Origin of the sequence: Deinococcus gobiensis I-0 (assembly GCF_000252445.1) — a bacterium.
GTDB classification, from domain to species: Bacteria; Deinococcota; Deinococci; order Deinococcales; family Deinococcaceae; genus Deinococcus; species Deinococcus gobiensis.
Genome location: NC_017790.1, coordinates 2,472,936 through 2,495,963, shown reverse-complemented (window position 1 = coordinate 2,495,963; position 23,028 = coordinate 2,472,936). Strand labels below are relative to the sequence as shown.

General features: G+C 69.7%; 21 protein-coding genes and 1 tRNA gene. 19 read left to right on the top strand and 3 right to left on the bottom strand.

Annotated features, from left to right (window positions below; genetic code table 11):
- Positions 1 to 111: 111 nt before the first annotated feature.
- The 7 genes from ppgK to DGO_RS11800 all read left to right on the top strand — a co-directional run bounded on the left by ppgK (position 112) and on the right by DGO_RS11800 (position 5,944).
- Positions 112 to 870: a polyphosphate--glucose phosphotransferase gene (gene ppgK / locus DGO_RS11830; RefSeq protein ID WP_014685757.1), complete on the top strand. Its 759-nt coding sequence runs from the start codon at positions 112 to 114 to the stop codon at positions 868 to 870.
- A gap of 46 nt (positions 871 to 916) precedes the next feature.
- Positions 917 to 1,651, top strand: a complete 735-nt coding sequence (locus tag DGO_RS11825) for a sporulation protein (protein WP_014685756.1) — start codon at positions 917 to 919, stop codon at positions 1,649 to 1,651.
- Between the two features lie 32 nt (positions 1,652 to 1,683).
- Positions 1,684 to 2,853, top strand: coding sequence for an amidohydrolase family protein (locus DGO_RS11820; protein ID WP_043802213.1), 1,170 nt, complete (start codon positions 1,684 to 1,686; stop codon positions 2,851 to 2,853).
- Between the two features lie 77 nt (positions 2,854 to 2,930).
- Complete coding sequence (gene rpmE, locus DGO_RS11815; RefSeq protein ID WP_014685754.1) at positions 2,931 to 3,149, top strand: 50S ribosomal protein L31; 219 nt, start codon at positions 2,931 to 2,933, stop codon at positions 3,147 to 3,149.
- Positions 3,150 to 3,214: 65 nt separating this feature from the next.
- Entirely contained in the window at positions 3,215 to 4,222 is a 1,008-nt protein-coding gene (locus DGO_RS11810) for an NAD-dependent epimerase/dehydratase family protein (protein ID WP_014685753.1), read from the top strand.
- 6 nt (positions 4,223 to 4,228) lie between these two features.
- On the top strand, positions 4,229 to 4,837 hold the full coding sequence (locus DGO_RS11805) for a thymidine kinase (RefSeq protein ID WP_014685752.1): 609 nt from the start codon (positions 4,229 to 4,231) through the stop codon (positions 4,835 to 4,837).
- An 87-nt stretch (positions 4,838 to 4,924) separates the two neighbouring features.
- Positions 4,925 to 5,944: a GGDEF domain-containing protein gene (locus DGO_RS11800; RefSeq protein ID WP_050920798.1), complete on the top strand. Its 1,020-nt coding sequence runs from the start codon at positions 4,925 to 4,927 to the stop codon at positions 5,942 to 5,944.
- 95 nt (positions 5,945 to 6,039) lie between these two features.
- Here the strand turns inward: DGO_RS11800 and DGO_RS11795 are convergent, their stop codons facing one another.
- Positions 6,040 to 7,749, bottom strand: a complete 1,710-nt coding sequence (locus tag DGO_RS11795) for a 30S ribosomal protein S1 (RefSeq protein WP_014685750.1) — start codon at positions 7,747 to 7,749, stop codon at positions 6,040 to 6,042.
- Positions 7,750 to 8,050: 301 nt separating this feature from the next.
- Between DGO_RS11795 and DGO_RS11790 the strand changes: the two genes are divergently transcribed.
- The 3 genes from DGO_RS11790 to DGO_RS11780 all read left to right on the top strand — a co-directional run bounded on the left by DGO_RS11790 (position 8,051) and on the right by DGO_RS11780 (position 9,824).
- Positions 8,051 to 8,124: transfer RNA gene (locus DGO_RS11790), tRNA-Gln, on the top strand.
- Between the two features lie 113 nt (positions 8,125 to 8,237).
- Positions 8,238 to 9,227 (top strand): thioredoxin-disulfide reductase, encoded by a 990-nt coding sequence (gene trxB, locus DGO_RS11785; RefSeq protein WP_043802209.1) that lies wholly within the window; start codon positions 8,238 to 8,240, stop codon positions 9,225 to 9,227.
- An 81-nt stretch (positions 9,228 to 9,308) separates the two neighbouring features.
- Positions 9,309 to 9,824 carry an HD domain-containing protein gene (locus tag DGO_RS11780; protein WP_014685748.1) on the top strand — a complete coding sequence of 172 codons (516 nt, stop codon included), beginning with the start codon at positions 9,309 to 9,311 and terminating at the stop codon, positions 9,822 to 9,824.
- 15 nt (positions 9,825 to 9,839) lie between these two features.
- On the opposite strand, the gene DGO_RS11775 is transcribed toward DGO_RS11780, so the two are convergent.
- Positions 9,840 to 10,730: a complex I NDUFA9 subunit family protein gene (locus tag DGO_RS11775; protein WP_043802207.1), complete on the bottom strand. Its 891-nt coding sequence runs from the start codon at positions 10,728 to 10,730 to the stop codon at positions 9,840 to 9,842.
- 104 nt (positions 10,731 to 10,834) lie between these two features.
- Between DGO_RS11775 and DGO_RS11770 the strand changes: the two genes are divergently transcribed.
- The 5 genes from DGO_RS11770 to DGO_RS11750 all read left to right on the top strand — a co-directional run bounded on the left by DGO_RS11770 (position 10,835) and on the right by DGO_RS11750 (position 17,155).
- Positions 10,835 to 11,824 (top strand): hypothetical protein, encoded by a 990-nt coding sequence (locus tag DGO_RS11770; protein ID WP_014685746.1) that lies wholly within the window; start codon positions 10,835 to 10,837, stop codon positions 11,822 to 11,824.
- Between the two features lie 63 nt (positions 11,825 to 11,887).
- Positions 11,888 to 14,212, top strand: a complete 2,325-nt coding sequence (locus DGO_RS11765) for an endonuclease MutS2 (protein ID WP_014685745.1) — start codon at positions 11,888 to 11,890, stop codon at positions 14,210 to 14,212.
- 87 nt (positions 14,213 to 14,299) lie between these two features.
- The gene (locus tag DGO_RS11760) at positions 14,300 to 15,274 is read left to right on the top strand and encodes a hypothetical protein (protein ID WP_145975318.1); all 975 of its coding nucleotides are present in this window, start codon (positions 14,300 to 14,302) and stop codon (positions 15,272 to 15,274) included.
- A gap of 79 nt (positions 15,275 to 15,353) precedes the next feature.
- Complete coding sequence (locus DGO_RS11755) at positions 15,354 to 16,508, top strand: MFS transporter (RefSeq protein WP_226991361.1); 1,155 nt, start codon at positions 15,354 to 15,356, stop codon at positions 16,506 to 16,508.
- A 158-nt stretch (positions 16,509 to 16,666) separates the two neighbouring features.
- The gene (locus tag DGO_RS11750; protein ID WP_014685742.1) at positions 16,667 to 17,155 is read left to right on the top strand and encodes a GreA/GreB family elongation factor; all 489 of its coding nucleotides are present in this window, start codon (positions 16,667 to 16,669) and stop codon (positions 17,153 to 17,155) included.
- A 76-nt stretch (positions 17,156 to 17,231) separates the two neighbouring features.
- Here the strand turns inward: DGO_RS11750 and DGO_RS11745 are convergent, their stop codons facing one another.
- Positions 17,232 to 17,606: a winged helix-turn-helix transcriptional regulator gene (locus DGO_RS11745; protein WP_014685741.1), complete on the bottom strand. Its 375-nt coding sequence runs from the start codon at positions 17,604 to 17,606 to the stop codon at positions 17,232 to 17,234.
- 87 nt (positions 17,607 to 17,693) lie between these two features.
- Between DGO_RS11745 and DGO_RS11740 the strand changes: the two genes are divergently transcribed.
- From DGO_RS11740 to lon, 4 genes are all read left to right on the top strand, one after another.
- Positions 17,694 to 18,314 (top strand): nitroreductase family protein, encoded by a 621-nt coding sequence (locus DGO_RS11740; protein WP_014685740.1) that lies wholly within the window; start codon positions 17,694 to 17,696, stop codon positions 18,312 to 18,314.
- 118 nt (positions 18,315 to 18,432) lie between these two features.
- Positions 18,433 to 19,044: an ATP-dependent Clp protease proteolytic subunit gene (clpP, locus tag DGO_RS11735; RefSeq protein WP_085961073.1), complete on the top strand. Its 612-nt coding sequence runs from the start codon at positions 18,433 to 18,435 to the stop codon at positions 19,042 to 19,044.
- Positions 19,041 to 20,249, top strand: coding sequence for an ATP-dependent Clp protease ATP-binding subunit ClpX (gene clpX / locus DGO_RS11730; RefSeq protein ID WP_014685738.1), 1,209 nt, complete (start codon positions 19,041 to 19,043; stop codon positions 20,247 to 20,249). Before clpP ends, clpX begins: the two co-directional genes overlap by 4 nt.
- A gap of 140 nt (positions 20,250 to 20,389) precedes the next feature.
- A complete protein-coding gene (gene lon, locus DGO_RS11725; protein WP_014685737.1) occupies positions 20,390 to 22,831 on the top strand; it encodes an endopeptidase La in 2,442 nt (813 codons plus the stop codon).
- The last annotated feature ends 197 nt before the right edge of the window (positions 22,832 to 23,028 follow it).

The following is a 23,028-nucleotide window of genomic DNA, read 5'->3' as shown; positions in this document are numbered from 1 at the left end:
GCATCGGGCCCGGGGGAGGCCGGCCGGTGCGCGGGAGGGCACAGTCCCCCCGGTTCCCGGCCTGTCCGGCGCGAACATTTCACGGGCGCGTCACAGTACGCTGTAGGGCATATGAGCGTGATTCTGGGCATCGACATCGGCGGCAGTGGCATCAAGGGTGCGCCCGTGGATACGGCGACCGGCAAGCTGGTGGCCGAGCGTCACCGGATCCCCACCCCCGAGGGCGCGAAGCCCGGCGACGTGCAGGAGGTCGTGGCGCAGCTCGTGCGGCATTTCGGGCACGCCGGCCCGGTGGGCGTCACCTTTCCCGGCATCGTGCAGCACGGCAAGACCCTGAGCGCGGCGAACGTGGATAAGGACTGGATCGGTCTGGACGCCGACGCGCTGTTCAGCCGCGCCACGGGCCGCGACGTGACCCTCATCAACGACGCCGACGCCGCCGGGCTGGCCGAGGCCCGCTTCGGGGCCGGGGCGGGCGTGCGCGGCACGGTGCTCGTGCTGACCTTCGGCACCGGCATCGGCAGCGCCCTGATCCACGACGGGGTCCTGGTGCCCAACACCGAGTTCGGCCACCTATGGCTGCGCGACAAGCACGCCGAGACCTGGGCCTCCGACCGCGCCCGCGAGCGCGACGACCTGAACTGGAAGCAGTGGGCCAAGCGCGCGGCGGCGTACATTGAGCACCTCGAACTGCTGCTCTCACCCGACCTGTTCATCATCGGCGGCGGCGTGAGCAAGAAGGCCGACAAGTGGCAGGACCTGCTCGTGCCCGCGCGCAGCAAGCTCGTGCCCGCCGCCCTCCAGAACGAGGCGGGCATCGTCGGGGCCGCCATGATCGCCGAGCACCGCCTCTCGGCCCAGCCGGCCTGATCCGTCCCAGGAACCGCCTGCCCTCCCGGGCCGTACCTGGGAGGGTATGGGATTTCTCGGAAAGATGATGGCCGCCGTCGGCATCGGCGCGGCGCGCGTGGATACCCGCCTGAGCCGCCCCGAGGCGCGCGTGGGCGAGCGGCTCTCCGGCGTGGTCGCCGTGCAGGGCGGCCGGGTCGAGCAGCGCATCGAGCGCGTGAACCTGGGGCTGGCGACGCGCTACCGCAGCGACGACAGCACCGTCACCCACACGCTGTTCTCGCAGCCGGTGGTGCCGGGCTTCACCATCCGCCCCGGCGAGACGCGCGAGTTTCCTTTCGAGCTGCCGGTGCCGCATGGCACGCCCCTGAGTCTGCCCGGTTCCGAGGTGTGGCTGGTGACCGATGCCGATATCGAGGGCGCCGCCGATCCCGGCGACACCGACGGCGTGTGGATCCGGCCCAGCGAGGATATGGAAACCGTCATCCAGGCGGCGCAGGACCTCGGCTTCCGATTGCAGCGCAGCGAAACCGAGTACCGCTTCGGCAGCGTCGTGCAGGAACTCAGCTTCCGGCCTCCCGCCGGACAGTACCGCCTGACCGAGCTGGAACTGGCCTTCTTTCCGGCTCCCGGCGGCCTGGACCTGCTGCTGGAGGTGGACCGCCGCGCGACCGGCCTGGCGAGTCTGCTGACCAGCGAGTTCGAGCAGAAGGGCCGCTGGTTCGTGCCCGCCGCGCTGCTGCGCCAGGGGTCGGGCGCCGTGGCGCGCGAGTTGCGGGGCCGCGTGCAGGCCCTGAGCTGACGGCGCGTGCGGCGTGCTCTAGCATTCCGCCCATGACTGCTTCTGCCGCGCCCCGTCTGCTGACCTGCGACCTGCTGTATACCGGCCTGGGCGGCGCGCAGTCGCCGGGGGCGGTCGTGGTGTCGGGCGGGGTGGTGGCGGCCACCGGGCACCCCGACACCCTGCGCGCCAACTACCCGCAGGCGACCGAGGAACATGTGGGCGGCGTCATCGCTCCCCCGCCCGTGAACGCGCACACCCACCTCGACATGAGCGCCTACGACTTCGCGGCGCTGCCCTACTTCCGCTGGATTCCCGAGGTGGTCATCGCGGGCCGGGAGCGCCGGGGGCCACAAGCCGCCCTGGCCGGGGCCGACACGCTGGCGCGCCTGGGCACGGGCGGCGTGGGCGACATCGTGTGGTCGCCGGAGGTCATGGATGCCCTGCTGGGCCGCGACGACCTCTCCGGTACCCTGTATTTCGAGGTGCTGGGGCCGGTGCCGGCGCAGGCCGACGAGCGCTTCCGGGTCATGCGTGAGCAGGTCGAGGGCTGGCGGCGGCGTGAGCGGCCCGCCGACGACCCGCGCGGCGCACTGCGGGTGGGCCTCTCGCCGCACACGCCCTTCAACCTCAGCTCTCGCCTCATGCGGCTCGTCATGGACTACGCGGCGGGCGAGGGCCTGCCCACCCAGATCCACGTGGCCGAGCATCCGGCCGAGGTCGAACTGTTCGCTAGCGGCGGCGGCCCCATCTGGGACAACCGCTTCGCGCCGCTGTATCCCCCCACCTTCGCGGAGGTCATCGGCCGCGTGCCGGAAGCGGGCCTGACGCCGGTGCGCTACCTCGACGACCTGGGGGTGCTCGCGGCCCGGCCCACTCTGGTCCACATGGTCAACGTGACGCAAGACGATATCGCCCGTGTGGCGCGTGCGGGCTGCGCGGCCGTAACCTGCCCGCGCAGCAACGCCAACCTGGAATGCGGCACCTTTCCCTGGACGGCCTTCGCGGCGGCCGGGGTGGAGGTGGCGCTGGGCACCGACTCGGTCGCCAGTGGCGAGACGCTGGACGTCCGGGGCGAGGTCGAGTTTGCCCGCACGCTGTATCCGGGCCTCGACCCGCGCGTGATCGTCCGGGCGGCGGTCAAGGGCGGACACCGCGTCCTGGGGACCCGCGCGCCCTTCATCCGGCGCGGCGAGGAGTGGCGCGACGAGTACCTGTGGTGATACACTGGCAAAGTTGCCCGTCACGCACCCCGCGAGTGGCCCGAGGGTCCGCCCCGACGTGACGGAGGAGGCACAGCATGAAGAAGGACATCCACCCCAAAGCGGTTCCCACCAAGATCATCTACCAGGGCAAGGTCGTCATGGAGACCATGAGCACCCGCCCCGAAATCCACGTTGACGTGTGGAGCGGCGTGCACCCCTTCTGGACCGGCGAAGAGCGTTTCGTCGACACCGAAGGCCGCGTGGACAAGTTCAACAAGCGCTTCGGCGACAGCTACCGCACCAAGAAGAAGTAAGGTCGGCCCCGACCTTCGCCGCCCCGCCCGAGAGGTGGGGCGGCTTTTTTGGATAGGGTGGCCCCGTGGACATCCTGATTCTCGGCGGCACCCGTTTCGTGGGGCGGCATATCGTGGAGGCCTTCGTGGCGGCGGGGCACCGGGTCACGGTCCTGACGCGCGGGCAGACGGACGCCGAGCTGCCGGCCGGGGTCGAGCGGCTGACCGGCGACCGCGACGAGGGTCCGGCCGGGCTGGCCGCCCTGGGCGCGCGCCGCTGGGACGCCTGCGTGGACGTGAGCGGCTACCAGCCCCGGCAGGTGCGCGCCAGCACCCATGCGCTGCGTGACCGGGTGGGCCAGTACGTGTTCGTCAGTACGGTCAGCGTCTACGCCGAGCCGGGCCGCGAGGTGGTCCGCGAGACCGACCCGCTGCTGCCCCCCTGTCCGGACGAGGCCGCTCCCGTGACGGGCGACACCTACGGCCCCCTCAAGGTCGCCTGTGAAGCGCTGGTGGAGGCGGCCTTCCCCGGCGCGGCCACCATCCTGCGCCCGCAGATCGTGGCCGGACCGGAGGACTACACCCGCCGCACCCTCTACTGGCCGGAGCGCGCAGCGCGGGCCGGGGCAGGGGAGACGCCGGTGCTGGCTCCCGGCGACGGTCAGGACTTCGTGCAGGTGATCGACGCCCGCGACCTGGCCCGCCTGACCGTCCGGCTGACCGGGGCGCGGCGGCCGGGCATCTTCAACGTGGCGGGGCCGCGCCTGAGCTGGGCCGACTTCCTGGGCCTCCTGGGGGCGGCGGAGGTGCGCTGGGCCAGCGTGGCCGATCTGGAGGCGGTGGGGGCCGGTCCCCAGGAGTTTCCGCTGTTCATCCCGCGCGGCTCGGCGCAGGGCGGCCTGATGGCGGTGGACGCGGCGGCGGCGCTCGCGGCGGGCCTGGTCCTGACCGATCCGGCGGTCACAGCCGCCGACACCCTGGCCTGGAGCCGGAATGCGGGGCTGCTGCCCCTGCTGACTCCCGCACGCGAGGCCGAGGTACTGGCGGCCCTGGAGGCGCGTGGGCAGGAACCGGAAGCGCCCGGCCTGCCATAATCTTGCGTGCTCAAGTCTCCCTATTCCGGCGGTCACGTCGAGGTGATCGTCGGCCCGATGTTCAGCGGCAAGAGTGAGGAACTCATTCGCCGCGTGACCCGCGCCGTCATCGCCCGGCAGCGGGTGGCCGTCTTCAAACCTGCGCTCGACGACCGGTATCACGTCTCGCACGTCGCCAGCCACGCCGGGCGCACGGCCGAGGCGCTGGCGGTACCCGATGCGCAGGCCATCCGCGCCCACCTGACCGGCGAGGACGTCCTGCTCGCCGCGCCGGTCGAGGCCCTGGACGTGGTGGGCATCGACGAGGCGCAGTTTTTCGGCCCCGACCTCGTGCCGCTGGTGCTCGACCTCGCCGACGCGGGCGTGCGGGTCATCGTGGCCGGGCTGGACCTCGACTTCCGGGCCGAGCCCTTCGGCATGATGCCCGAACTGCTGGCCCGCGCCGAGAGCGCCGAGAAGCTCACGGCCATCTGCACGGTGTGCGGCGCGCCCGCCACGCGTTCCCAGCGTCTGATCGGCGGCCAGCCCGCCCGCTACGACGATCCGGTGGTGCTGGTGGGCGCGCAGGAGAGCTACGAGGCCCGCTGCCGGGTCCACCACACCGTGCGGCGTTAGGGGGCGCGGAGAGGCCATCTGGCCACGGGAGCCATAACTTTGGATATCCTGAAAGTCAGTTAAAGGCCTCCCGCTCCCTTCCCCGAGGTGCCTATTCCGACGACTCCGCCCTCCCGCGATCTGTTCGGCTATACCGCGCTCGTCAGCGTATGTGCGGCGGCGACGGCGCTGTGGTGGCAGCGGCCCTCGCCCGATCCCCTCGACCGGGTGGCCTTGCCCCTGCTGGCGCTGCTGTGGGTGGCGCTGTGGGGGGCGCTGCGGCAGCGGAAGCTGAAACTGTCGCAGGCGCAGGCGGCCGTCTTTGCCGCGCATGGGCTGTATCTGCTGCTGGCGCTCGACCACCAGTTCCGGGTCTTCGCGCCGCAGATGCACATGCTCAGCGAGAGCACCTATTGGTTCGCGCCGCTGTATGCCGCCGCCTTCCTGTTCTTTCTTCCCCGGCACGCCCTGTACCTGGGTCTGCCGATCTTTACCGCCAGTGTGGTCATCGTCGCTGCCCACTTCCTGCGGGTGCCGGCCTTCCGGCAGGACACCAGCCTGATCGCCAGTACGGCGCAGTTTCTGCTGGTCGGGGCCACCATGATGCTGCTTCAGGCGGTCATGGGACGGCGGCACGCGGCGATGCTGGCGGCCCAGGTCGCGGCGGCCCAGGACGCCCTGACGGGCCTCGCCAACCGCCGCGCCGCCGAGGAGCGGCTGCTGGCCCTCGAAGCGTCTGGACAGGCCTACGCCCTGGTCCTGTTCGATCTCGACCACTTCAAGCGGATCAACGACGAGCACGGCCACGCGGTCGGAGATCAGGTGCTGCGCTCCTGCGCGGACCATGCGCTGCGCACCTTGCCGCCGGAGGCCCTGGCCGCGCGCTGGGGCGGCGAGGAATTCCTACTGATCCTGCCCGGACCGGGGGCCGACCTGAGCCTGAAGGTGGCCGAAAAGTTACAGGCCTGCCTCGCCGCACAGCCGATCCGGCCGGTCGGGCCGATCACGGCCAGTTTCGGTGTCGCCTACGGACAGCCCGGCGAGTCGGGCGCGGCCCTGCTCGACCGGGCCGACGCTGCCCTGTACCGCGCCAAGGCGGCGGGCCGCAATACGGTGTGCGCCGCCTGAACCACCTGTCTGGCCTTCACCGGGTCGGGCAGCACCGGCAACAAAAAGAGAACGACCGCCCATCAGGGGGCGGTCGTTCTCAGGGTTGGCCGAACTTACTCGTTCGTTTCGCCCTCGGTCTTGGCATCGTCCTTCTTGTCGTTGCTCAGACCGAACTGCGCGAAGAGGTCGGCGTACACGTCGCCCAGCTTCGTGCTGATCTTGCCGCCCTGCTGGGCGTCCTTGGCGTTGTAGTTGTAGTCCGCGCCGCCGCCACGGCCACCACGGCCGCCGCTGCGTCCGCCGCCCTGGCCACCGCTGCTGTAGCGGTCGCTGCGGCTGCCGCCGCCCTGGCTGACGTAGTCGCGGGCGCCGCCCTGGGTCGGCACGGTGCCGCCGGTCAGGAAGCGGCGACGGCTCAGGCTGGCGCGCTGCTCGACCGGGTCGATGTTCAGGATGACGGCTTCGATCTCGTCGCCCTTCTTGAACAGGTCGGCCGGGTTGTTCACGCGCTGGGTGTCGAGTTCGCTGATGTGGATCAGGCCCTCGATGCCTTCTTCGATCTCCATGAACACGCCGAAGTCGGTCATGCCGGTGATCTTGCCCTTGACGGGCGTGCCGGGCGGGTAGCGGTCAGGCAGCGCGCTCCAGGGATCGTCCGTGGTCTGACGGATCCCGAGGCTGATGCGCCGGTCCTTGGGGTCGATCCGCAGGATGACCGCCTCGACCTCGTCGCCTTCCTTCATGACTTCGTTGGGGTGACGCACGCGCTTGGTCCAGCTCATCTCGCTGACATGCACCAGACCTTCGAGGCCCGACTCCAGCTCCACGAAGGCGCCGAAGTTGGTGAGGTTGGTGATCTTGCCCTTGACCTTCTGGCCGATGTGGTAGCGCTCGGTGGCACCTTCCCAGGGGTCCTGGGTCAGGGCCTTCATCGACAGGTTGATGCGCTCGCGGCCTTCGTCCACGTCGATGACCTGGACCTGGACCTTGTCGCCCACCTTGACCACGTCGCGGGGGTGGTTGAAGCGGCCGTAGGTCAGCTCGCTGCGGTGCACCAGACCGTCAATGCCGCCCAGGTTCACAAACACGCCGAAATCGGTGATCTCGACGACTTCGCCCTCGAACACGGCGCCGGCGTTGAGCTGGCCGACCGTCGCTTCACGGGCCTTGGCCTTCTCGGCTTCCATGATGGCGCGGTGGCTGATGATCACGCGGTTGCGCTTGCGGTTGAGCTCAATGAGCTTGACCATCAGCGGGTGGCCCACGAAGGGATCGAGGTCGTTCACGCGGCGCGTGTCGACCTGCGAGGCGGGCAGGAAGGCGCGGATGCCCTCGACCTGCGCGACCAGGCCGCCACGGACCTTTTCCAGCACCTCGACCTCGAAGGCCTCGTCGGCTTCCTGCATCTTCTCGAGAACGCGCCAGCCCTTGTCCTGATCGGCGCGCTTCTTGCTCAGCACGATCTGGTTGTTGGCGAGGTCCACGCGCACGACGTAGGCTTCGATCTTGTCGCCCTGCTTGTACTCGGCCTGGGCCTGCTCGAGCGACACGTTTTCCTCACCGAGCTGGTTGAGGGGAATGACGCCTTCGACCTTCGCGCCGATGTCGACGGCGATGCCGTCCTGGCCGATAAAGACGATGGTGCCGTCCACGATGTCGCCGCGGCTGACGCTCTGGGGCTCCTGCGCCTCACTGGCGAGGATGTCCTCCATGGTCATGGCGGGGTACTCGCGCTCCTCGGTCTGGGGAGCGGTGCTGGGGGTCACGCCCACCTGGGGCTGAGTCCCGCCTTGCTGGGCGGGGGTCTGAGTGTTGTCTTCCATGAACTCCTGTTCCTCCTGGCGCGCGGTCCTTGCCGGTCCGCTGACGCCTTACCTGATACCTGCCCGCTGCACCCGCCGGAGCGGACTCTGGCGCAGGGCATACGGCGCGGCAACGCCTGATTATACCAAACCGGCGACCAAGGGACAACCGCAAAACTTCTCGTTGTGAACGGGGTTCAGCGACTTCCGACTTTGTGCGGCCAGGACCGCATCCCCCGGGGTGTATTGACGGCGGAGCAGGCTCTGGTTATACTCCCCCCTGCCTCCACCCGAAAGGACCGAAGGCAAGCCACAAGCGCACTGGGGTATCGTCCAATGGCAGGACGCCGGTCTCTGACACCGTCAATCTAGGTTCGAGTCCTAGTACCCCAACCAACAGAGCCTCACCTCCGGGTGGGGCTTTTCCTTGTTTTCTTTCCCAATCGCTTTAAAAAATAAACTGTGCCCAGCTGACGGTCGGGCAATGTGACCGGTGGTACGCTCATGACATGACCAGTACCCCTGCCCAGGACTATGACGTCGTCATCATCGGTGGCGGTCCCGCCGGCCTGACGGCGGCCATCTACACGGGCCGCGCCAACCTCTCGACCGTGATTCTGGAAAAGGGGCTGCCCGGCGGCCAGATCGCCCAGACCGAGGAAGTCGAGAACTACCCCGGCTTTCCGGAGCCGATTCCGGGCATGGAACTTGCGGCGCGCATGCAGCAGCAGGCCGAGAAGTTCGGGGCGAAGATCGAGATGGACGAGGTGCAGGCCATCCGCCACGATCCGTCGGCGCAGCCCTACGCCTTCACGGTGGCGGGCTACGGCGGCGAATACCGCGCCAAGAGCGTGATTCTGGCGACCGGAGCCAACCCCAAACGCCTGAACGTGCCCGGCGAGGAGGAGTTCTGGGGCCGGGGCGTGAGCACCTGCGCGACCTGCGACGGCTTTTTCTACCGGGGCAAGAAGGTGGTCGTGGTGGGCGGCGGCGACGCGGCCGTCGAGGAAGGCCTGTTCCTGACCAAGTTCGCCGAGGAAGTCACGCTGATCCACCGCCGCGACGCCCTGCGCGCCAACAAGGTGGCCCAGGCCCGCGCCTTCTCGAACCCCAAGATGAAGTTCATCTGGGACACGGCGGTCGAGGAGATCAAGGGCGAGGACAACGTCAACGGCGTACGCCTGAAGAACCTCAAGACCGGCGAGGTGAGCGACATGCCCACCGACGGCGTGTTCATCTTCATCGGGCACATTCCCAACACCGACTTCGTAAAGGGTGCCGTGGCACTGCGCGAGGACGGCTACGTGGAGGTCACCGAGGAGATCTACACCAGCGTGCCGATGCTGTTCGCGGCCGGTGACGTGAGCGACTACGTGTACCGCCAGCTCGCCACGAGCGTGGGGGCCGGGACCCGCGCCGCCATGACGGTCGAGCGCTCGCTGGCCGCGCTGGGCGACGAGGGCGAGGGCGATCAGGGCGGCGAGACGGCCGCCGACTGAGCCCTGGCCTGCCGGACGGCCCCCACCCCGCTGCGGGTTCGGGGGCCGTTCCTGTCCGGGGTTTCCGGTAGGCTGAGAGACATGCGCCGCTTTTCGATCTCCGACCGGCTGCGCCGCCGGGGGCAGGGGTATGCGGGCAAGGTGCGCCGACTGGTGCGCAGTGTCCGCGAAACCGATGCCCACCCCGACGACCGCTGGGCGACCTCGCTGCTCACGCCCGCCGAGGCGCGGGTGTACCTGGGCATGGATGCCCGCGACCGCGAACACGCCTGCCGCGTGACCCGTCACCTGCTGCGCGGCCATCCCCAGGCCGGTGCGGAACTGGTCGCGGCGGCGCTGCTCCACGACAGCGGCAAGAGCGTGCGTCCCTACCGCGTCTGGGAGCGGGTGCTGATCGGGCTGGTGCCGCAGCGCCTCGCGGCCCTGCTGCCCCCGGTCGGCGCGCTGGGCGTACGCGCGGCCCATCCCGAACTGGGCGCGCAGCTTCTGGCCCACGCGGGGGGACGGCCCCGGGTCGCGCAGCTCGTGGCGCGCCACCACGCCTCGGTGGGCGACCCCGAGGCGGCGCTGCTCCACCACTACGACGAGCTGGAGTAGCGTCGCCTCCGGGCTTCAGCGCCCACCCTTCACGATGCCCGGCAGCGCGTCCTGAAGGCGGTGCATCGGCAGGCCGAACACGCTGCGCGCCGGTTCGTTGGGCGCGGTGTTGCCCGCCTTGAGCATGGCGTACTGGTCGGTCGTGATGGGCGGCTTGGGCAGCGCCCCCATGAGCGGCACGGCGAGGTCCATCAGCGGCAGGGGCACCGGCACGACCGGCTTGTGCTGGCCCAGGGCGCGCTGTTCCTCGTCGAGGAGCTGCCGGAAGGTGAATTCCTCGGGGCCGGTCAGGGCGTAGGTCTGCCCAATGGTCCCGGGCCGGGTCAGCGCCCCCGCGAAGGCCTGGGCCACGTCCGAGATGCTCACCGGCCGGAAGGGGAACCGGCCGTCGCCGATCTGGGGCACGATGGGCGCGGTCGTCACGAGTTCCTTCAGCACGCGCCCGAAAAAGTCGTCGCCCTGGCCGAAGATCAGGCTGGGCCGGAAGATGGTCCAGTCCAGGCCGCTGCTGCGCACGAGCGCCTCGGCCTCGCCCTTGGTCGCCGAGTAGCGGCTCTTGCTGGCGGGGTCGGCCCCCAGCGCGCTCATGTGCAGGTAGCGCGCGCCGCGCGGCGTGGCGGCTAGCATGTGACGCGTGCCCTCGACGTGCGCGGCCTGGAAGGTCTGGTCCTTGGTCTGGGCGATGATACCCACGAGGTGGACCACCGCGTCGGGCTCGGCCTGCTGGACGGCCCGCAGCGCACTGGCCGCGTCGGTCACGTCGAGCTTGACGCCCTGGGCCCCGCCGACCGCCTCGCCCCGGCGCGACCCGGCGAAGACGGTGTGCCCCTGCCGCAGGAGTTCGGCCACGACCGCCCGCCCCACGAAGCCGCTCGCCCCACTCACCAGTACCCGTAATCCGGTCATGGCACACATTCTGACGGCCGTGCGGTGCCCCCGAACGTAAGCCTGGGTCAAATCGGAGCCGGCGGTCCGGTACGCTGCCGGACAGAATCCTTGAGGAGGCGTTCATGCTGGGCCGACTTCCGACCGTTCCGCTCGCCGTTCGCGTCTCGTGGCTGTGGCCGGCCCTGACCGTGCCCCTGGCCCTGCTGCTCGCGCGGCTGTATCCGCAGGAATCCCGCAGCCTGTTCGCGGGGCTGGCGCTGTTCGACGCCGTGGTGACGGCCACCCTGCTGACCCTGTGGCTGACCCCCCGGGGCGGGCGGACCCTGCGGCTGGCGGGTACGGTGGGCCTGCGCGGGGCGCTGCTCGTCGGGCTGGCCTTTCCCGAGGTGCGCGGCGCGCTGTGGCTGGAGGGCGCGGCGCTGGGGCTGGCGGCCCTGCACCTGCGGCGCGGTCTGCGCACGCCGCTGCCCGCCGACTTCCATGAGCTGGACGACCTGGAACGGGGGTACGCCTTCTGGACGCGGCTGCATCCCTCGCCGCGCGTGGTCCGGCTGGCCGTGTACGACCTGACGCTGTTCCGGCACCTGCTGGCGCGGCCCCGCCTGCCGCAGGGGCAGCTGTTCGGCACGCGCCGGGGGGCCACGACCGGCAGCACCTTCGCGCTGCTGGGGCTGCTCGCGGTGGTGGAGGGCCTGCTGACCCACACCCTGCTCGCGCGCTGGCACCCGCTGGCGGCCTGGGCGTGGACGGGCGTGGAGGTCACGGGCCTGCTGTGGCTGCTGGCCTACGGCCGGGCACTGGCGACCCGGCCCGTGACCCTCACCGCGGGGCGGCTGTACCTGCGTTCGGGGCTGCACTGGACCGGCAGCGTGCCGCTGGACCGGGTGACCGGCGCCCGGCCCCACGACCCGGCGCGTGATGCCGAGGTGCTGAACATCGCCATAGACGTGAAGCCCAACGTCACCCTGCACTTCGCCGCGCCCCAGCGGTTCCAGGGCGTGTACTGGGCCGAGCGCGAGGTGCGGGCGGTGACCCTGCACGTGGACGACCCGCAGGCCTTTCTGGCGGCGCTGGAGGAAGCGCGGGCGGCGCCGTGTCTCAACGCTTCCTAAGCACGCCCTAAGCCACCCGGCCCACGATTTTTGTCTGGGCGCTCGCTTATGCTCCGGGGCAAGATGGCTTTTGATTCGCGCGCCCTGTCCGCCCTCGATTTTCCCCGTATCCGCGACGCCCTCGCCGAGCGCAGCGCGACCTCGCTCGGCACCGAGCGGGCGCGCGCCCTGAGCCCCTCGGACGACGCCGGGCAGATCGCGCGGGAACTCGACGAGGTGGAAGACGCGCTCTTCGGCGTGAGCCTCTCGCTGGGCGGCATTCAGGACATCCGGGAGCTGCACGCGCGGGCGGGCGAGGGCCGGGTGCTCTCGGGCCAGGACCTGCTGAACGCCGCGTATTCGCTCGACGGGGCCATGACGGTGGGGCGCGCCGTCCACACCAATTCGCGCGGGCCGCTGCGCGCGGTCGTGTCGGGCGAGCGCTGGGGGCTGGGACTGGGCGACCACAGCGAACTCGTGCGCCGGACCCTCTCGGCGCTGGACCGTGACGGCGGCGTGCGCGACGACGCCTCGCCCCGCCTGCGCGACCTGCGCAAACGCATCGAGCCGCTGCGGGGCCGCATCCGCGAGCGCCTGGCCGCCACGCTGGAGAAGTGGGCCGACCTGCTTCAGGAGCACATCGTCACCATCCGCCGCGACCGCTACGTGCTGCCGGTGCTGGCGAGCCGCGTGGGGCAGGTGCAGGGCATCATCGTGGACGCCTCGGCGACCGGGCAGACCTACTTCGTCGAACCGGCGGCCGTCACGCCCCTGAACAACGAGCTGACCCGCCTGATCCTCGACGAGGAGGCCGAGGTGCGGCGCATCCTGACCGAGCTGTCGGGCCTGCTCGCCTCCGACTCGGCCATTCCCCGGACGCTGGTCACGGTGGGCGAGCTGGACCTGATCGCCGCCAAGGCGCGGCTGGCGCGCGACTGGCGCCTGAACCGCCCCGAGGGCTCCCCGGACGGCCGTTACGACCTGCGCGAGGCCCGCCACCCCCTGATCGAGAACCCGGTGCCCAACGACATCGTGCTGGGCGACACCAAGCTGCTGCTCATCACCGGGCCGAACATGGGCGGCAAGACGGCGACCCTCAAGACGCTGGGCCTGAACGTCCTCATGCACCAGTGCGGGCTGTACGTGGCGGCGGCGAGCGCCAAGCTGCCGGTCGTGCGCGACGTGCTCGTGGACGTGGGCGACGAGCAGAGCATCGAGGCGAGCCTGTCCACCTTCGCCTCGCACCTCAAGCACCTGCGCTACGTGCTGCGCCACGCCGCGCCCGACACGCTGGTGCTGGTGGACGAGCTGGGCAGCGGCACCGACCCCGACGAGGGCGCCGCGCTGGCCCAGGCGATGATCGAGTGCCTGCTCTCGCAGGACGCGCGCGGCATCATCACCTCGCACCTCTCGCCCCTCAAACAGTTCGCGCTGGAGACGCCCGGCCTGAAGAACGCCAGCATGGGCTTCGACCTCCAGACCCTCGGCCCGACCTATCACCTGCAGGTCGGGCAGCCGGGGCGCAGCTACGCCCTGGCCATCGCGCGGCGCATGGGGCTGCCGGGTGGGGTGCTCGACCGCGCCGAGACCCTGCTCGGCCCCGACGCGGGCCTGATGGAGCGCATGCTCGAGGGCCTGGAGCGCGAGCGCGCCGACCTGGCCGGGCAACTGGAAGGGGCCGCCGCCGCACGCCGCGAGGCCGAGGCCGAACTCGGGCGCGTGCGGGCCGAGCGCGAGACCCTGGAGACCCGCCGGGGCGAGATGCTGGCCGAGGCCTCGCAGAAGGCCGAGACGCTGTACGCCGACGCCATCGAGCGCGTGCGGACCCTACGCGCCCGCGCCCAGGAGGACAGCGCCCGCCCCCGCGTAATGCAGGAGCTGCGCGAACTGCGCACCGCCGCCCAGAAGATCCGCCCCGCGCCGCCCGTACGCGAGGACCGGGGCGATCCCATCCGGGTGGGCAGCCGGGTGGACGTGCCCGCCTACAACGCCCAGGGGCAGGTGCTGGAGATGCGCGGCGACGACCTCGTCGTGCAGCTCGGCGTGATGAAGGTGGGTGTCAAGCGGCGCGACGTGCGTCTCAAGGACGAGCCGAAGCCGGCGGCGCCCAAGTCCCGCAGCAGCGCGCCGCGCGTGGCCTTCGTGGGCCGCACGGCCAACAACTTCCAGAGCGAACTGCAACTGCGGGGCCTGGGCGTCGAGGAGGCGGTCGAGGAACTGCGCACCGCGATCCTGGAAGCGCGCGCCCTGAAGGAGACGCCGCTGCGGGTCGTACACGGCAAGGGTATGGGCGTGCTGCGCCGGACCCTGCGCGACTACCTGAAAAACGACAAGAACGTCGAGTCCTTCCACGACGCGGAGGCCAACCAGGGCGGCCACGGCGTGACCATCGTGAACATCCGGGCCTGACGGAACGGGGGAGGCAGGCGCGCCCTCATGAGGGTGGCCCAGATCACGTTCACCTCGCGTCAGGCTGCGGCAGGCAGGATGGGCGCCATGCCAAACCTGTCCATGTCCGGACCCTGCCGCGTGCTGGCGCTGAGTGCGCTGGCCCTGCTGCCCGCCGCCTCGGCGCAGGTGAGCCTCAAGCTGCCGGCCAACTACCTCTCGCGCTTTTCGAGCACGGAGCTGGCCGCCTCGACCGACTCGGGCTTCGGGGTGCGTTACTTCCCGCTGCCCTTCGGGGCCGACTGGCGCCTGTCGGTGGTGCGCAACGAGAAGTACGTTGAGTACAACGTCTCGACCCGCCAGAACGACACGACCTACGCGGCCGGGGTCTACAGCAACGGCTATACGGCCGAGGCCGGGATTCCCACCGCGCAGGTCACGCACGACCCCTGGCGCGGCGTGCAGTACGGCGCGCTGCTGCGCGGGGGCGGGGCGTCCTCGCGGGTCACGGCCGGGTACGCCCTCACGGCGCTGGAGGGCCGCGTGCGCGTCCTGAACAACGTGGGGGTGGCGGTGCAGGGTGACCTGACCGCGCCCTACACCCAGAGCGAGGCGGGCGGGTCGGTGTCGCAGGCCCTGACCCCGCAGGCCAGCGTGCGCCTGGGGGCCTCGGCGCGGCTCTTCACCTTTCCCGCCCAGGGGCAGGCGCAGGGCAGCGTAGACCTGAACCCGGCCCTCGACCTGAACCCGGCCCCGGGGGTCAACGTCAGCGTGGCGCACTTCGAGCGTCAGGCCGTGGGCAGCGCCCCGGTGGGCGACCTGAACTACGGCGACTACCGCGAGACCTCGGCCTCGGCCGCCTACCGCCTGAGTGCGCCGCTCGGCTCGCCGGAGTTCGGCGTGGCGATGCTGCGCTCGAGCCTCACGCGCAGCTGGACGGGGGAGACCACCGCCCTGCGCGGCGACGTGCTGCTGCGTGCGGGCGACCTGCCCTCGCTGCTCGGCCCCAGCATTGGCTACCAGTGGGGCAAGACGCCCGAGTCGGGCCGCTGGCTGCTGAGCCTGACCTTCGCCCCGCGCTGAACCGGGCGCGCGCAGGCGGGGCGGACCCGGCTGGACGGGGATGACGCGGCCTGGAGAGGACGGTGCTACCTTCGCCTGCGTGACTGTGCCCGCCTCCCCGGAAACGCCGCCTTATCTTCCGCCGCCGGGGCCGCGCCTGTCGTTTCCCCTGCTGGCGACCGGGGCCGCCGCCTTTTTCATGATGGGCGTGCTTCAGGCGAGCTACGGCCCGGCCTTTCCGTACCTTCAGGGCCGTTACGGAGTGGATACGGCGGGCGTGGGCCTGATCGCCAGCGCGCATTTCCTGGGCTCGGCCCTCGCGCCGCCGCTGGCCGGGTTCGCGCTGGGGCGGGTCACGGTGCGCCGGGTCGTGGTGGCCTCGGCGGCCGTCCTGATCCTGGGGATGCTCGTGCTGGTGGCCGCGCCCGTGTGGGCGGTGGCGGTCGCCGGGGCGCTCGTCGGCGGCCTGGGCCTGGGCGGCGTGAGCGCGGCCCTGAACTCGGCCTATGCCAGCGTCGGCAACCGCGCGGTCAATCTGGTCAACGCGGTGTTCGGCGTGGGCAGCATCCTGGCCCCGCTGCTGGTGGTCACGCTGGCCCCGGTGCATCTGGCCCTGCCGTTCCTGACGGTCGCCGCGCTGTGCGCCGTGACGCTGCTCACGGCCCAGCGCTTCGGCGTGCCCGCGCTGCGTCCGCCCCTGACGCCCCAGGTCGCCGGGGGGCGCAGCGGCGTGCAGGCGGGGCTGTTCGCGGTCCTCATCGCCTGTTACGTGGGGCTCGAATCGGGCTTCGGGACCTGGGCCGGGCGGCACCTCGACAGCCTGAACTACGGGCACGCGGCCCTGTTCGTCAGCGGCTACTGGGGCGGCCTCACGCTGGGCCGGGTCCTCACGGGACTGTTCGGGGCGCGGGTGCGGCCCGGCTCGCTCGTGCTGGTCTCGGCGGCGCTGGCGGGCCTGTGTGCGCTGACGGCCGCCGCCCTGCCCCCTCTGGCGGGCGCCGCCTACGTCGTCGCCGGCCTGAGCCTGGGACCGATCTTCGGCTCGACGCTGGCCTGGATGACCCAGAGCCTGCCCGCACGCTTCATTCCGTTCCTGCTCGTGGCGGGCAGCGTGGGCGGCATCGTCGCGCCCGCCCTGCTGGGAGCGCTGAGCGCCCGTTCGGGCCTGGGCAGCGTACCCGTCACCCTGGCGGTCCTGGGGGCGGCGCTGTGCGTCCTGACCGCCCTGACCCTGCGGGCCACGCGTCCCCACTGAGGGGCCTGTCGGGGGGGGCGCGTGGCCGACCGGAATCCCGCGCTTTGCTCCAGCGCGTGCGCTATGCCACAATATGCGCCGATTCTCTGGCTTTTCAGCTCTTTGCCCCATCGGTCCACTCTCGTCGCCCTGGCGGCGACCCCCGGAGGAACAGCAGCGTGACACAGGCGACCAAGCAGATCCGACTGACCCGCGAGGGCTACGAGCGCATGCAAAAGGCGCTGGCGCAGGAACAGGGGCGGCTGGCCGAGGCCACGCGCATCCTGCAGGAGCAGATGGAAACCAGCGCCGACAACGAGGACACCGGCCTGGAAGACGCCAAGCGCGAGAAGATGAATATCGAGGCGCGCATCGAGGAACTCGAGGACACCCTGGCGCGCGCCACCCTCATCGAGGAGGCGCAGGACGGCGGCCGGGTCGGCCTGGGCGCCGTCGTGTCGCTGAGCAACGAGACGACCAAGAAGGACATGAAGGTGCAGGTCGTGAGCGCCCCCGAGGCGACCGTCATCAGCGGCGGCCTGCCGCGCATCAGTGACGACAGCCCCGTGGGCAAGGAACTCATGGGCCGCAAGGTCGGGGAGAGCTTCGTCGTGAACCTCGACAACGGCAAACAGATGAAATACAAGGTCAAGACGATCGACTACTGAGCGCCGCGTCAACGCAACCGGGCCACCTCCACTGGGGGCGGCCCGGTTCTTCTGGGGCAGGGGTGCCGGGAACGATTCAGCGCAGGACGGGTTCGCTGCCCGCGCAGCCGCCCTCTGTCGCCGTCTCCGGCAGGTTCAGGTGTCGGCGCGCCCACAGGTCGATGGCGTCGATGACGCCCTGCAGCTCCTGACCGGCGGGGGTCAGCGAGTACACGCTGCGCGCGAGCTTGACCTGCGCGTCCTCGGTGCGCTTGTGGATGAGGTGGAGGTGTTCGAGGTGTTCGAGGCGTTGCGTGAGGGTGGCGCTGTTGCATCCGCCCACCGCGCGGGCGAGTTCGTTGAAGCCCTTCTCTCCGCCGAGCAGCGCGCGCACGATATGCAGCACCCACTTTTCCTGCAACACCCCGATGGCCCGGTACACCGGGCAGAATGCGGCATTCTCAGGGGTCATGCGCCTATCTTACACCTGTTGACCAGACCAATTAGTACCAGGATTACACCGATTGACTTTTTAAACCGGTTGGTCTAGCATCCTGTCATGACTGCCACCCAGACCAAAGACCTGAGCGTCGCCGAAGCCATCGAGACCCGCGTGAGCATCCGCAAGTTCGTGCAGGAGCCCATGGACCAGGGCGACCTCCACGAAATCCTGCGGCTCGCCGGCCTGGCCCCCAGCGCCTGGAACTTCCAGACCTGGCGCTTCGCCGTCGTGCAGAACCCCGAACTCCAGGCCAAGCTCCAGGAAGCCGCCTACGGCCAGGGTCAGGTCACGAGCGCGCCCGCCGTCATCGTGGTCTACAGCGACATGGAAGACACCATCGCGACCGTCGAGGAAACCGCGCACCCCGGCATGGGCGAGGAAGGCCGCGCCGGCCAGCGCAAGACCATCGAGGGCGCCTTCGGTGGCCAGGACGTGGCGCAGCGTGGCCAGTGGGGCCTGAGCCAGGCCAACATCGCCTTCGGCTTCCTGATGCTGGCCGCGCGCAGCAAGGGCTACGACACCGTGCCCATGCTCGGCTTCAACCCCCAGGCCGTCAAGGAACTCCTGGGCCTGCCCGACCACGTGCAGTTCGCCGGCCTGCTGCCCATCGGCAAGCGCGCCGAGAACGGCTTCTCGCAGCACCGCCACAGCGTCGAGCGCGTCACCAAGTTCTACTGACCGCTCCGCTCTGAGTGCGCCGCCTCCGGTCCGGGGGCGGTTTGCCGTTGCGGGGTGAAGCCTGCCCCGGAGCGACATCTGCATTCCGGACACCTTCTGCACGCGCGGGCGTGCGATAATCGAGGTTATGAGCGTGATTCCCTACGTGATCGAACAGACCGGGCGCGGAGAGCGGATGTACGACATCTACTCGCGCCTGCTCAAGGACCGGATTATCTTCGTGGGCACGCCGATCGAGTCGCAGATGGCGAACACCATCGTGGCGCAGCTGCTGCTGCTCGACTCGCAGAACCCCGAGCAGGAAATCCAGATGTACATCAACTGCCCCGGCGGCGAGGTGTACGCCGGGCTGGCGATCTACGACACCATGCGCTACATCAAGGCCCCTGTCTCGACCATCTGCGTGGGTATCGCCATGAGCATGGGCAGCGTGCTGCTGATGGCCGGCGACAAGGGCAAGCGCATGGCCCTGCCCAACAGCCGCATCATGATCCACCAGGGCTCGGCCGGGTTCCGGGGCAACACCCCCGACCTCGAAGTGCAGGCCAAGGAAGTGCTGCACCTGCGTGATAAACTCGTGGGGATCTATCACCGGCACACCGACCTGCCCCACGACAAGCTGCTGCGGGACATGGAGCGCGACTATTTCATGTCGCCCGACGAGGCCCAGAAGTACGGCCTGATCGACAGCGTCATCGAAAATACCCGCGACCTGGGAGGCAACGCATGACCAAAACCGGCGCAGACCGCTGCTCCTTCTGTGGACGGCAACACCCCCAGATCGCCCAGCTCATCGAGGCTCCGGGGCGCGCGGCCTTCATCTGCAACGAATGCACCGACCGGGCCCACGAACTCGTCAAGCAGAACAAGAAGGCGGGCAGCGACTTCTCGCTCGAAGAACTGCCCAGCCCCCGCGAGATCAAGGCCTATCTCGACGAGTTCGTGATCGGTCAGGACGAGGCCAAAAAGGCCCTGGCCGTCGCGGTCGTGAGCCACTACCAGCGCCTCGCCCACCCCGACGTGAATCTCCAGAAGAGCAACATCCTGCTCATCGGGCCGACCGGTACGGGCAAGACGCTGCTGGCGTCGAGCCTCGCGGAGATGCTCGAAGTGCCCTTCGCCATCGCCGACGCGACCACGCTGACCGAGGCCGGTTACGTGGGCGACGACGTGGAGAACGTCATCGTGCGCCTCCTCCAGGCGGCCGACTACGACGTGGCGGCGGCCGAGCGCGGCATCATCTACATCGACGAGATCGACAAGATCGCCCGCAAGTCCGAAGGCACCTCGATCACCCGTGACGTGTCGGGCGAGGGCGTGCAGCAGGCCCTTCTCAAGATCATCGAAGGCACGGTCGCGCAGGTCCCGCCGCAGGGGGGCCGCAAGCACCCGCAGCAAGAACTCGTGCAGGTGAACACCAAGAACATCCTGTTCATCGTGGGCGGGGCTTTCGAGAGCATGACCGAGATCGCCCGCGCCCGCACCAACGTCCGCGCGGTGGGTTTCGGGGCCGAGCACAAGGGCGAGGAGAAGCAGGAAGTCCGCTTCCTGCCGGAAGACCTCGTGAAGTTCGGGTTGATCCCGGAGTTCGTGGGCCGTCTGCCGCTGGTCGTGCAGCTTCAGGACCTCGACGAGGAGGCCCTGGTGCGGATCCTGACCGAGCCGCAGGGCGCGATCATCAAGCAGTACCAGGCGCTGTTCGGGTTTCAGGACGTGGACCTGACCTTTACCGAGGCGGCCCTCAAGGAAGTGGCGCACCGCGCCCGCGAGCGCAAGACGGGCGCACGCGGCCTGCGCGCCGTGCTGGAAAAGGCCATGACCGACCTGCTGTTCGAGATGCCGCTCGACGACCTGCGTGAGCTGACCTTCGACGCCGAGAACATCGACGCGCCGATGACCTTACTTGAGTCTAAGGGACTCAAAAAGTCTGCCTAAAGGCAACGTAGATTACAGCTTTTCCCCGTCATGGTGCCTAGACTCTCTGGACACCGTAGACGGGGGTATTTTTAGCTTGGTGATCCCCCGGTAGACTCAAACATTCCCGCGCCTAAGGGAGCGGTTTCTAAGGAGAGAACATGATCTGGGAACTTCCCGTAGTCGCCCTGAGAAACATAGTCATCCTGCCCGGCGTCACCATGAACGTCGACGTGGGACGCCCCAAGAGCAAGCGTGCCGTGGACGAGGCGCAGGCCAGCGACCGCCGCGTGCTGCTGCTCACCCAACGTGACGCGCGCACCGACGACCCCACCCGCGCCGAGCTGTACGAGATGGGCGTGCTGGCCGTGGTCAAGCAGGTCGTGCGTATGCCCGACAACACCTATCAGGTGCTCGTCGAGGCCCAGGAACGTGCCCTGGTCCAGGACGAGGTGCCCAGCGCCTACATGCGGGTGCGCGCCGAGACGCAGCCCACCCCGGCCGACGACAGCCGCGAGGTGACCGTGCTGGCCGCCGAGGTCAAGTCGGCCTTCGAGGAGTACCAGCGCCAGAACAAGAACCTGCGCCTGGACAACTACCAGCTCGAAGGCCTGAAGAACCTGACCGATGCGGGCGCGCTGAGCGATCAGGTCGCGCACCACGCCACCTGGACGCCCGAGGAAAAGCAGGACGTGCTGGCCGCCGTGGGCCTGCGCGAGCGCCTGGAAGCCGTCCTCAAGCTGCTGGCGCGCGACACCGAGCGCTTCAACATGGACAAGAAGATCGCGGGGCGCGTCAAGGAACAGATGGACGCCAACCAGCGCGAGTACTACCTGCGCGAGCAGATGAAGGCCATCGGCAAGGAACTCGGCGGCGGCGAGGACGGCCCCGCCGAGGTCGAGGCCCTGCGCGAGAAGATCGAGGGTGCGGGCATGCCCGACTCGGTCAAGGAAAAGGCCCTCAAGGAACTGCAACGCCTGGAGCGTACCCCCGGCGGCAGCCCCGAGAGCACGGTCGTGCGCAACTACATCGACTGGCTCACCGACGTGCCTTGGAGCAAGCGCGACGAGGAAATCCTCGACATCGCCCGCACCCGCGAAATCCTGGACGCCGACCACTACGCCCTGGGCGACGTGAAGGACCGCATCCTGGAATTCCTGGCCGTGCGCCAGCTCACGCACAAGCCCGGTGAAACCGAGGAGCAGCGCCAGGAGCGCAGCGCCGAGGAGCGCACCGACGACGCCGAACTGCGCGCGCCGATCCTGGTGCTCGTGGGCCCTCCCGGCGTCGGCAAGACCTCGCTGGGCAAGAGCATCGCCCGCAGCCTCAACCGCAAGTTCGTGCGCATGGCGCTGGGCGGCGTGCGTGACGAGGCCGAGATTCGCGGCCACCGCCGCACCTACATCGGTTCGATGCCCGGGCGCATCATCCAGGCGATGAAGACGGCCGGCGTGACCAACCCGATCATCCTGCTCGACGAGATCGACAAGATGAGCAGCGACTGGCGCGGCGACCCCAGCAGCGCGATGCTCGAAGTCCTGGACCCCGAGCAGAACCACACCTTCCAGGACCACTACCTCGAAGTGCCCTACGACCTGTCGCAGGTCATGTTCATCACGACGGCCAACAGCCTCCAGACGATTCCCCGGCCGCTGCTCGACCGCATGGAGATCATCCAGATTCCGGGCTACACCCAGCCCGAGAAGGTGGAGATCGCCAAGCGTTACCGCGTGCCCCGGCAGATCAAGTCGCATGGCCTGACCGGCCGCCTGGAGATCACCGACGCGGCCCTGAACCGCATCGTCGAGGAATACACCGCCGAGAGCGGCGTGCGTAACCTCGACCGCCAGATCAGCAAGCTGGCCCGCAAGGCCGCCCGCGAACTGCTCGAACGGCCCTGGGAGGGCCTGCGCGTGATCGACGCCGCGCAGATCCCCGATTACCTCGGCGTGCCGATGCACCGCCCCGACAAGATGGAGAAAGAGCCCCAGGTCGGTGTGGCGCAGGGCCTGGCCTGGACGAGCGTGGGCGGTACCATGCTGCTCGTCGAGGCGCTGGCGACCCCCGGCAACGGCAAGATCAGCATGACCGGCTCGCTGGGCGACGTGATGAAGGAAAGCGTGGGCGCGGCCGTCACCTACCTGCGTGCGCACGCCGCCGAGTACGGTGCGGACCCCGACTTCCACAAGACGATGGACCTGCACGTCCACTTCCCCGACGGCGCGACGCCCAAGGACGGCCCCAGCGCAGGTATCACCATCGCCACTGCCGTCATCAGCGCCGTGACCGGCCGCCCCGTGCGCCTGGACGTCGCCATGACCGGAGAGATCAGCCTGCGTGGCCGCGTGCTGCCCATCGGCGGCGTGAAGGAAAAGCTGCTGGCGGCCCACCAGGGCGGCATCCGTGAGGTCATCATCCCCAAGGATAACGAGCCGCACCTGCAGGACGTGCCCGAGAGCATCCTGGGTGACCTGCGCGTGCATACCGTTGAGCGCGTGGGTCAGGTTCTCGACCTGCTGCTGCTGCCCAAGCCCGAGGGCGAAGGCCAGACCCCCATGCCCCCCACCCAGGGCCAGAGCCTGACCAAGCAGCCCGGCGCGTAAAGCGCACTCCTGATAGAACGTCCCCTCCAGTTCAAGGAGGGGACGTTTTATTGGGGCGACTTCGTGGAAAGGAGAAGGGCGGACGCCGTGCGCAGGAGCACAGCGGTGTTGCCGGGCGGGTCACAGGCTGAAGTCGAATCCCAGCGCTTCAGACGCGGTGTCGAAGACGGCGACGACACTTCCGCATGGGTGGAAGC

Bases quoted from the DNA above. Each gene is read 5' to 3' on its own strand.
- ppgK (WP_014685757.1), top strand. From the start codon at position 112: ATGAGCGTGATTCTGGGCATCGACATCGGCGGCAGTGGCATCAAGGGT.
- DGO_RS11825 (WP_014685756.1), top strand. From the start codon at position 917: ATGGGATTTCTCGGAAAGATGATGGCCGCCGTCGGCATCGGCGCGGCG.
- DGO_RS11820 (WP_043802213.1), top strand. From the start codon at position 1,684: ATGACTGCTTCTGCCGCGCCCCGTCTGCTGACCTGCGACCTGCTGTAT.
- rpmE (WP_014685754.1), top strand. From the start codon at position 2,931: ATGAAGAAGGACATCCACCCCAAAGCGGTTCCCACCAAGATCATCTAC.
- DGO_RS11795 (WP_014685750.1), bottom strand. From the start codon at position 7,749: ATGGAAGACAACACTCAGACCCCCGCCCAGCAAGGCGGGACTCAGCCC.
- trxB (WP_043802209.1), top strand. From the start codon at position 8,238: ATGACCAGTACCCCTGCCCAGGACTATGACGTCGTCATCATCGGTGGC.
- DGO_RS11780 (WP_014685748.1), top strand. From the start codon at position 9,309: ATGCGCCGCTTTTCGATCTCCGACCGGCTGCGCCGCCGGGGGCAGGGG.
- DGO_RS11775 (WP_043802207.1), bottom strand. From the start codon at position 10,730: ATGACCGGATTACGGGTACTGGTGAGTGGGGCGAGCGGCTTCGTGGGG.
- DGO_RS11770 (WP_014685746.1), top strand. From the start codon at position 10,835: ATGCTGGGCCGACTTCCGACCGTTCCGCTCGCCGTTCGCGTCTCGTGG.
- DGO_RS11765 (WP_014685745.1), top strand. From the start codon at position 11,888: ATGGCTTTTGATTCGCGCGCCCTGTCCGCCCTCGATTTTCCCCGTATC.
- DGO_RS11760 (WP_145975318.1), top strand. From the start codon at position 14,300: ATGCCAAACCTGTCCATGTCCGGACCCTGCCGCGTGCTGGCGCTGAGT.
- DGO_RS11745 (WP_014685741.1), bottom strand. From the start codon at position 17,606: ATGACCCCTGAGAATGCCGCATTCTGCCCGGTGTACCGGGCCATCGGG.
- DGO_RS11740 (WP_014685740.1), top strand. From the start codon at position 17,694: ATGACTGCCACCCAGACCAAAGACCTGAGCGTCGCCGAAGCCATCGAG.
- clpX (WP_014685738.1), top strand. From the start codon at position 19,041: ATGACCAAAACCGGCGCAGACCGCTGCTCCTTCTGTGGACGGCAACAC.
- lon (WP_014685737.1), top strand. From the start codon at position 20,390: ATGATCTGGGAACTTCCCGTAGTCGCCCTGAGAAACATAGTCATCCTG.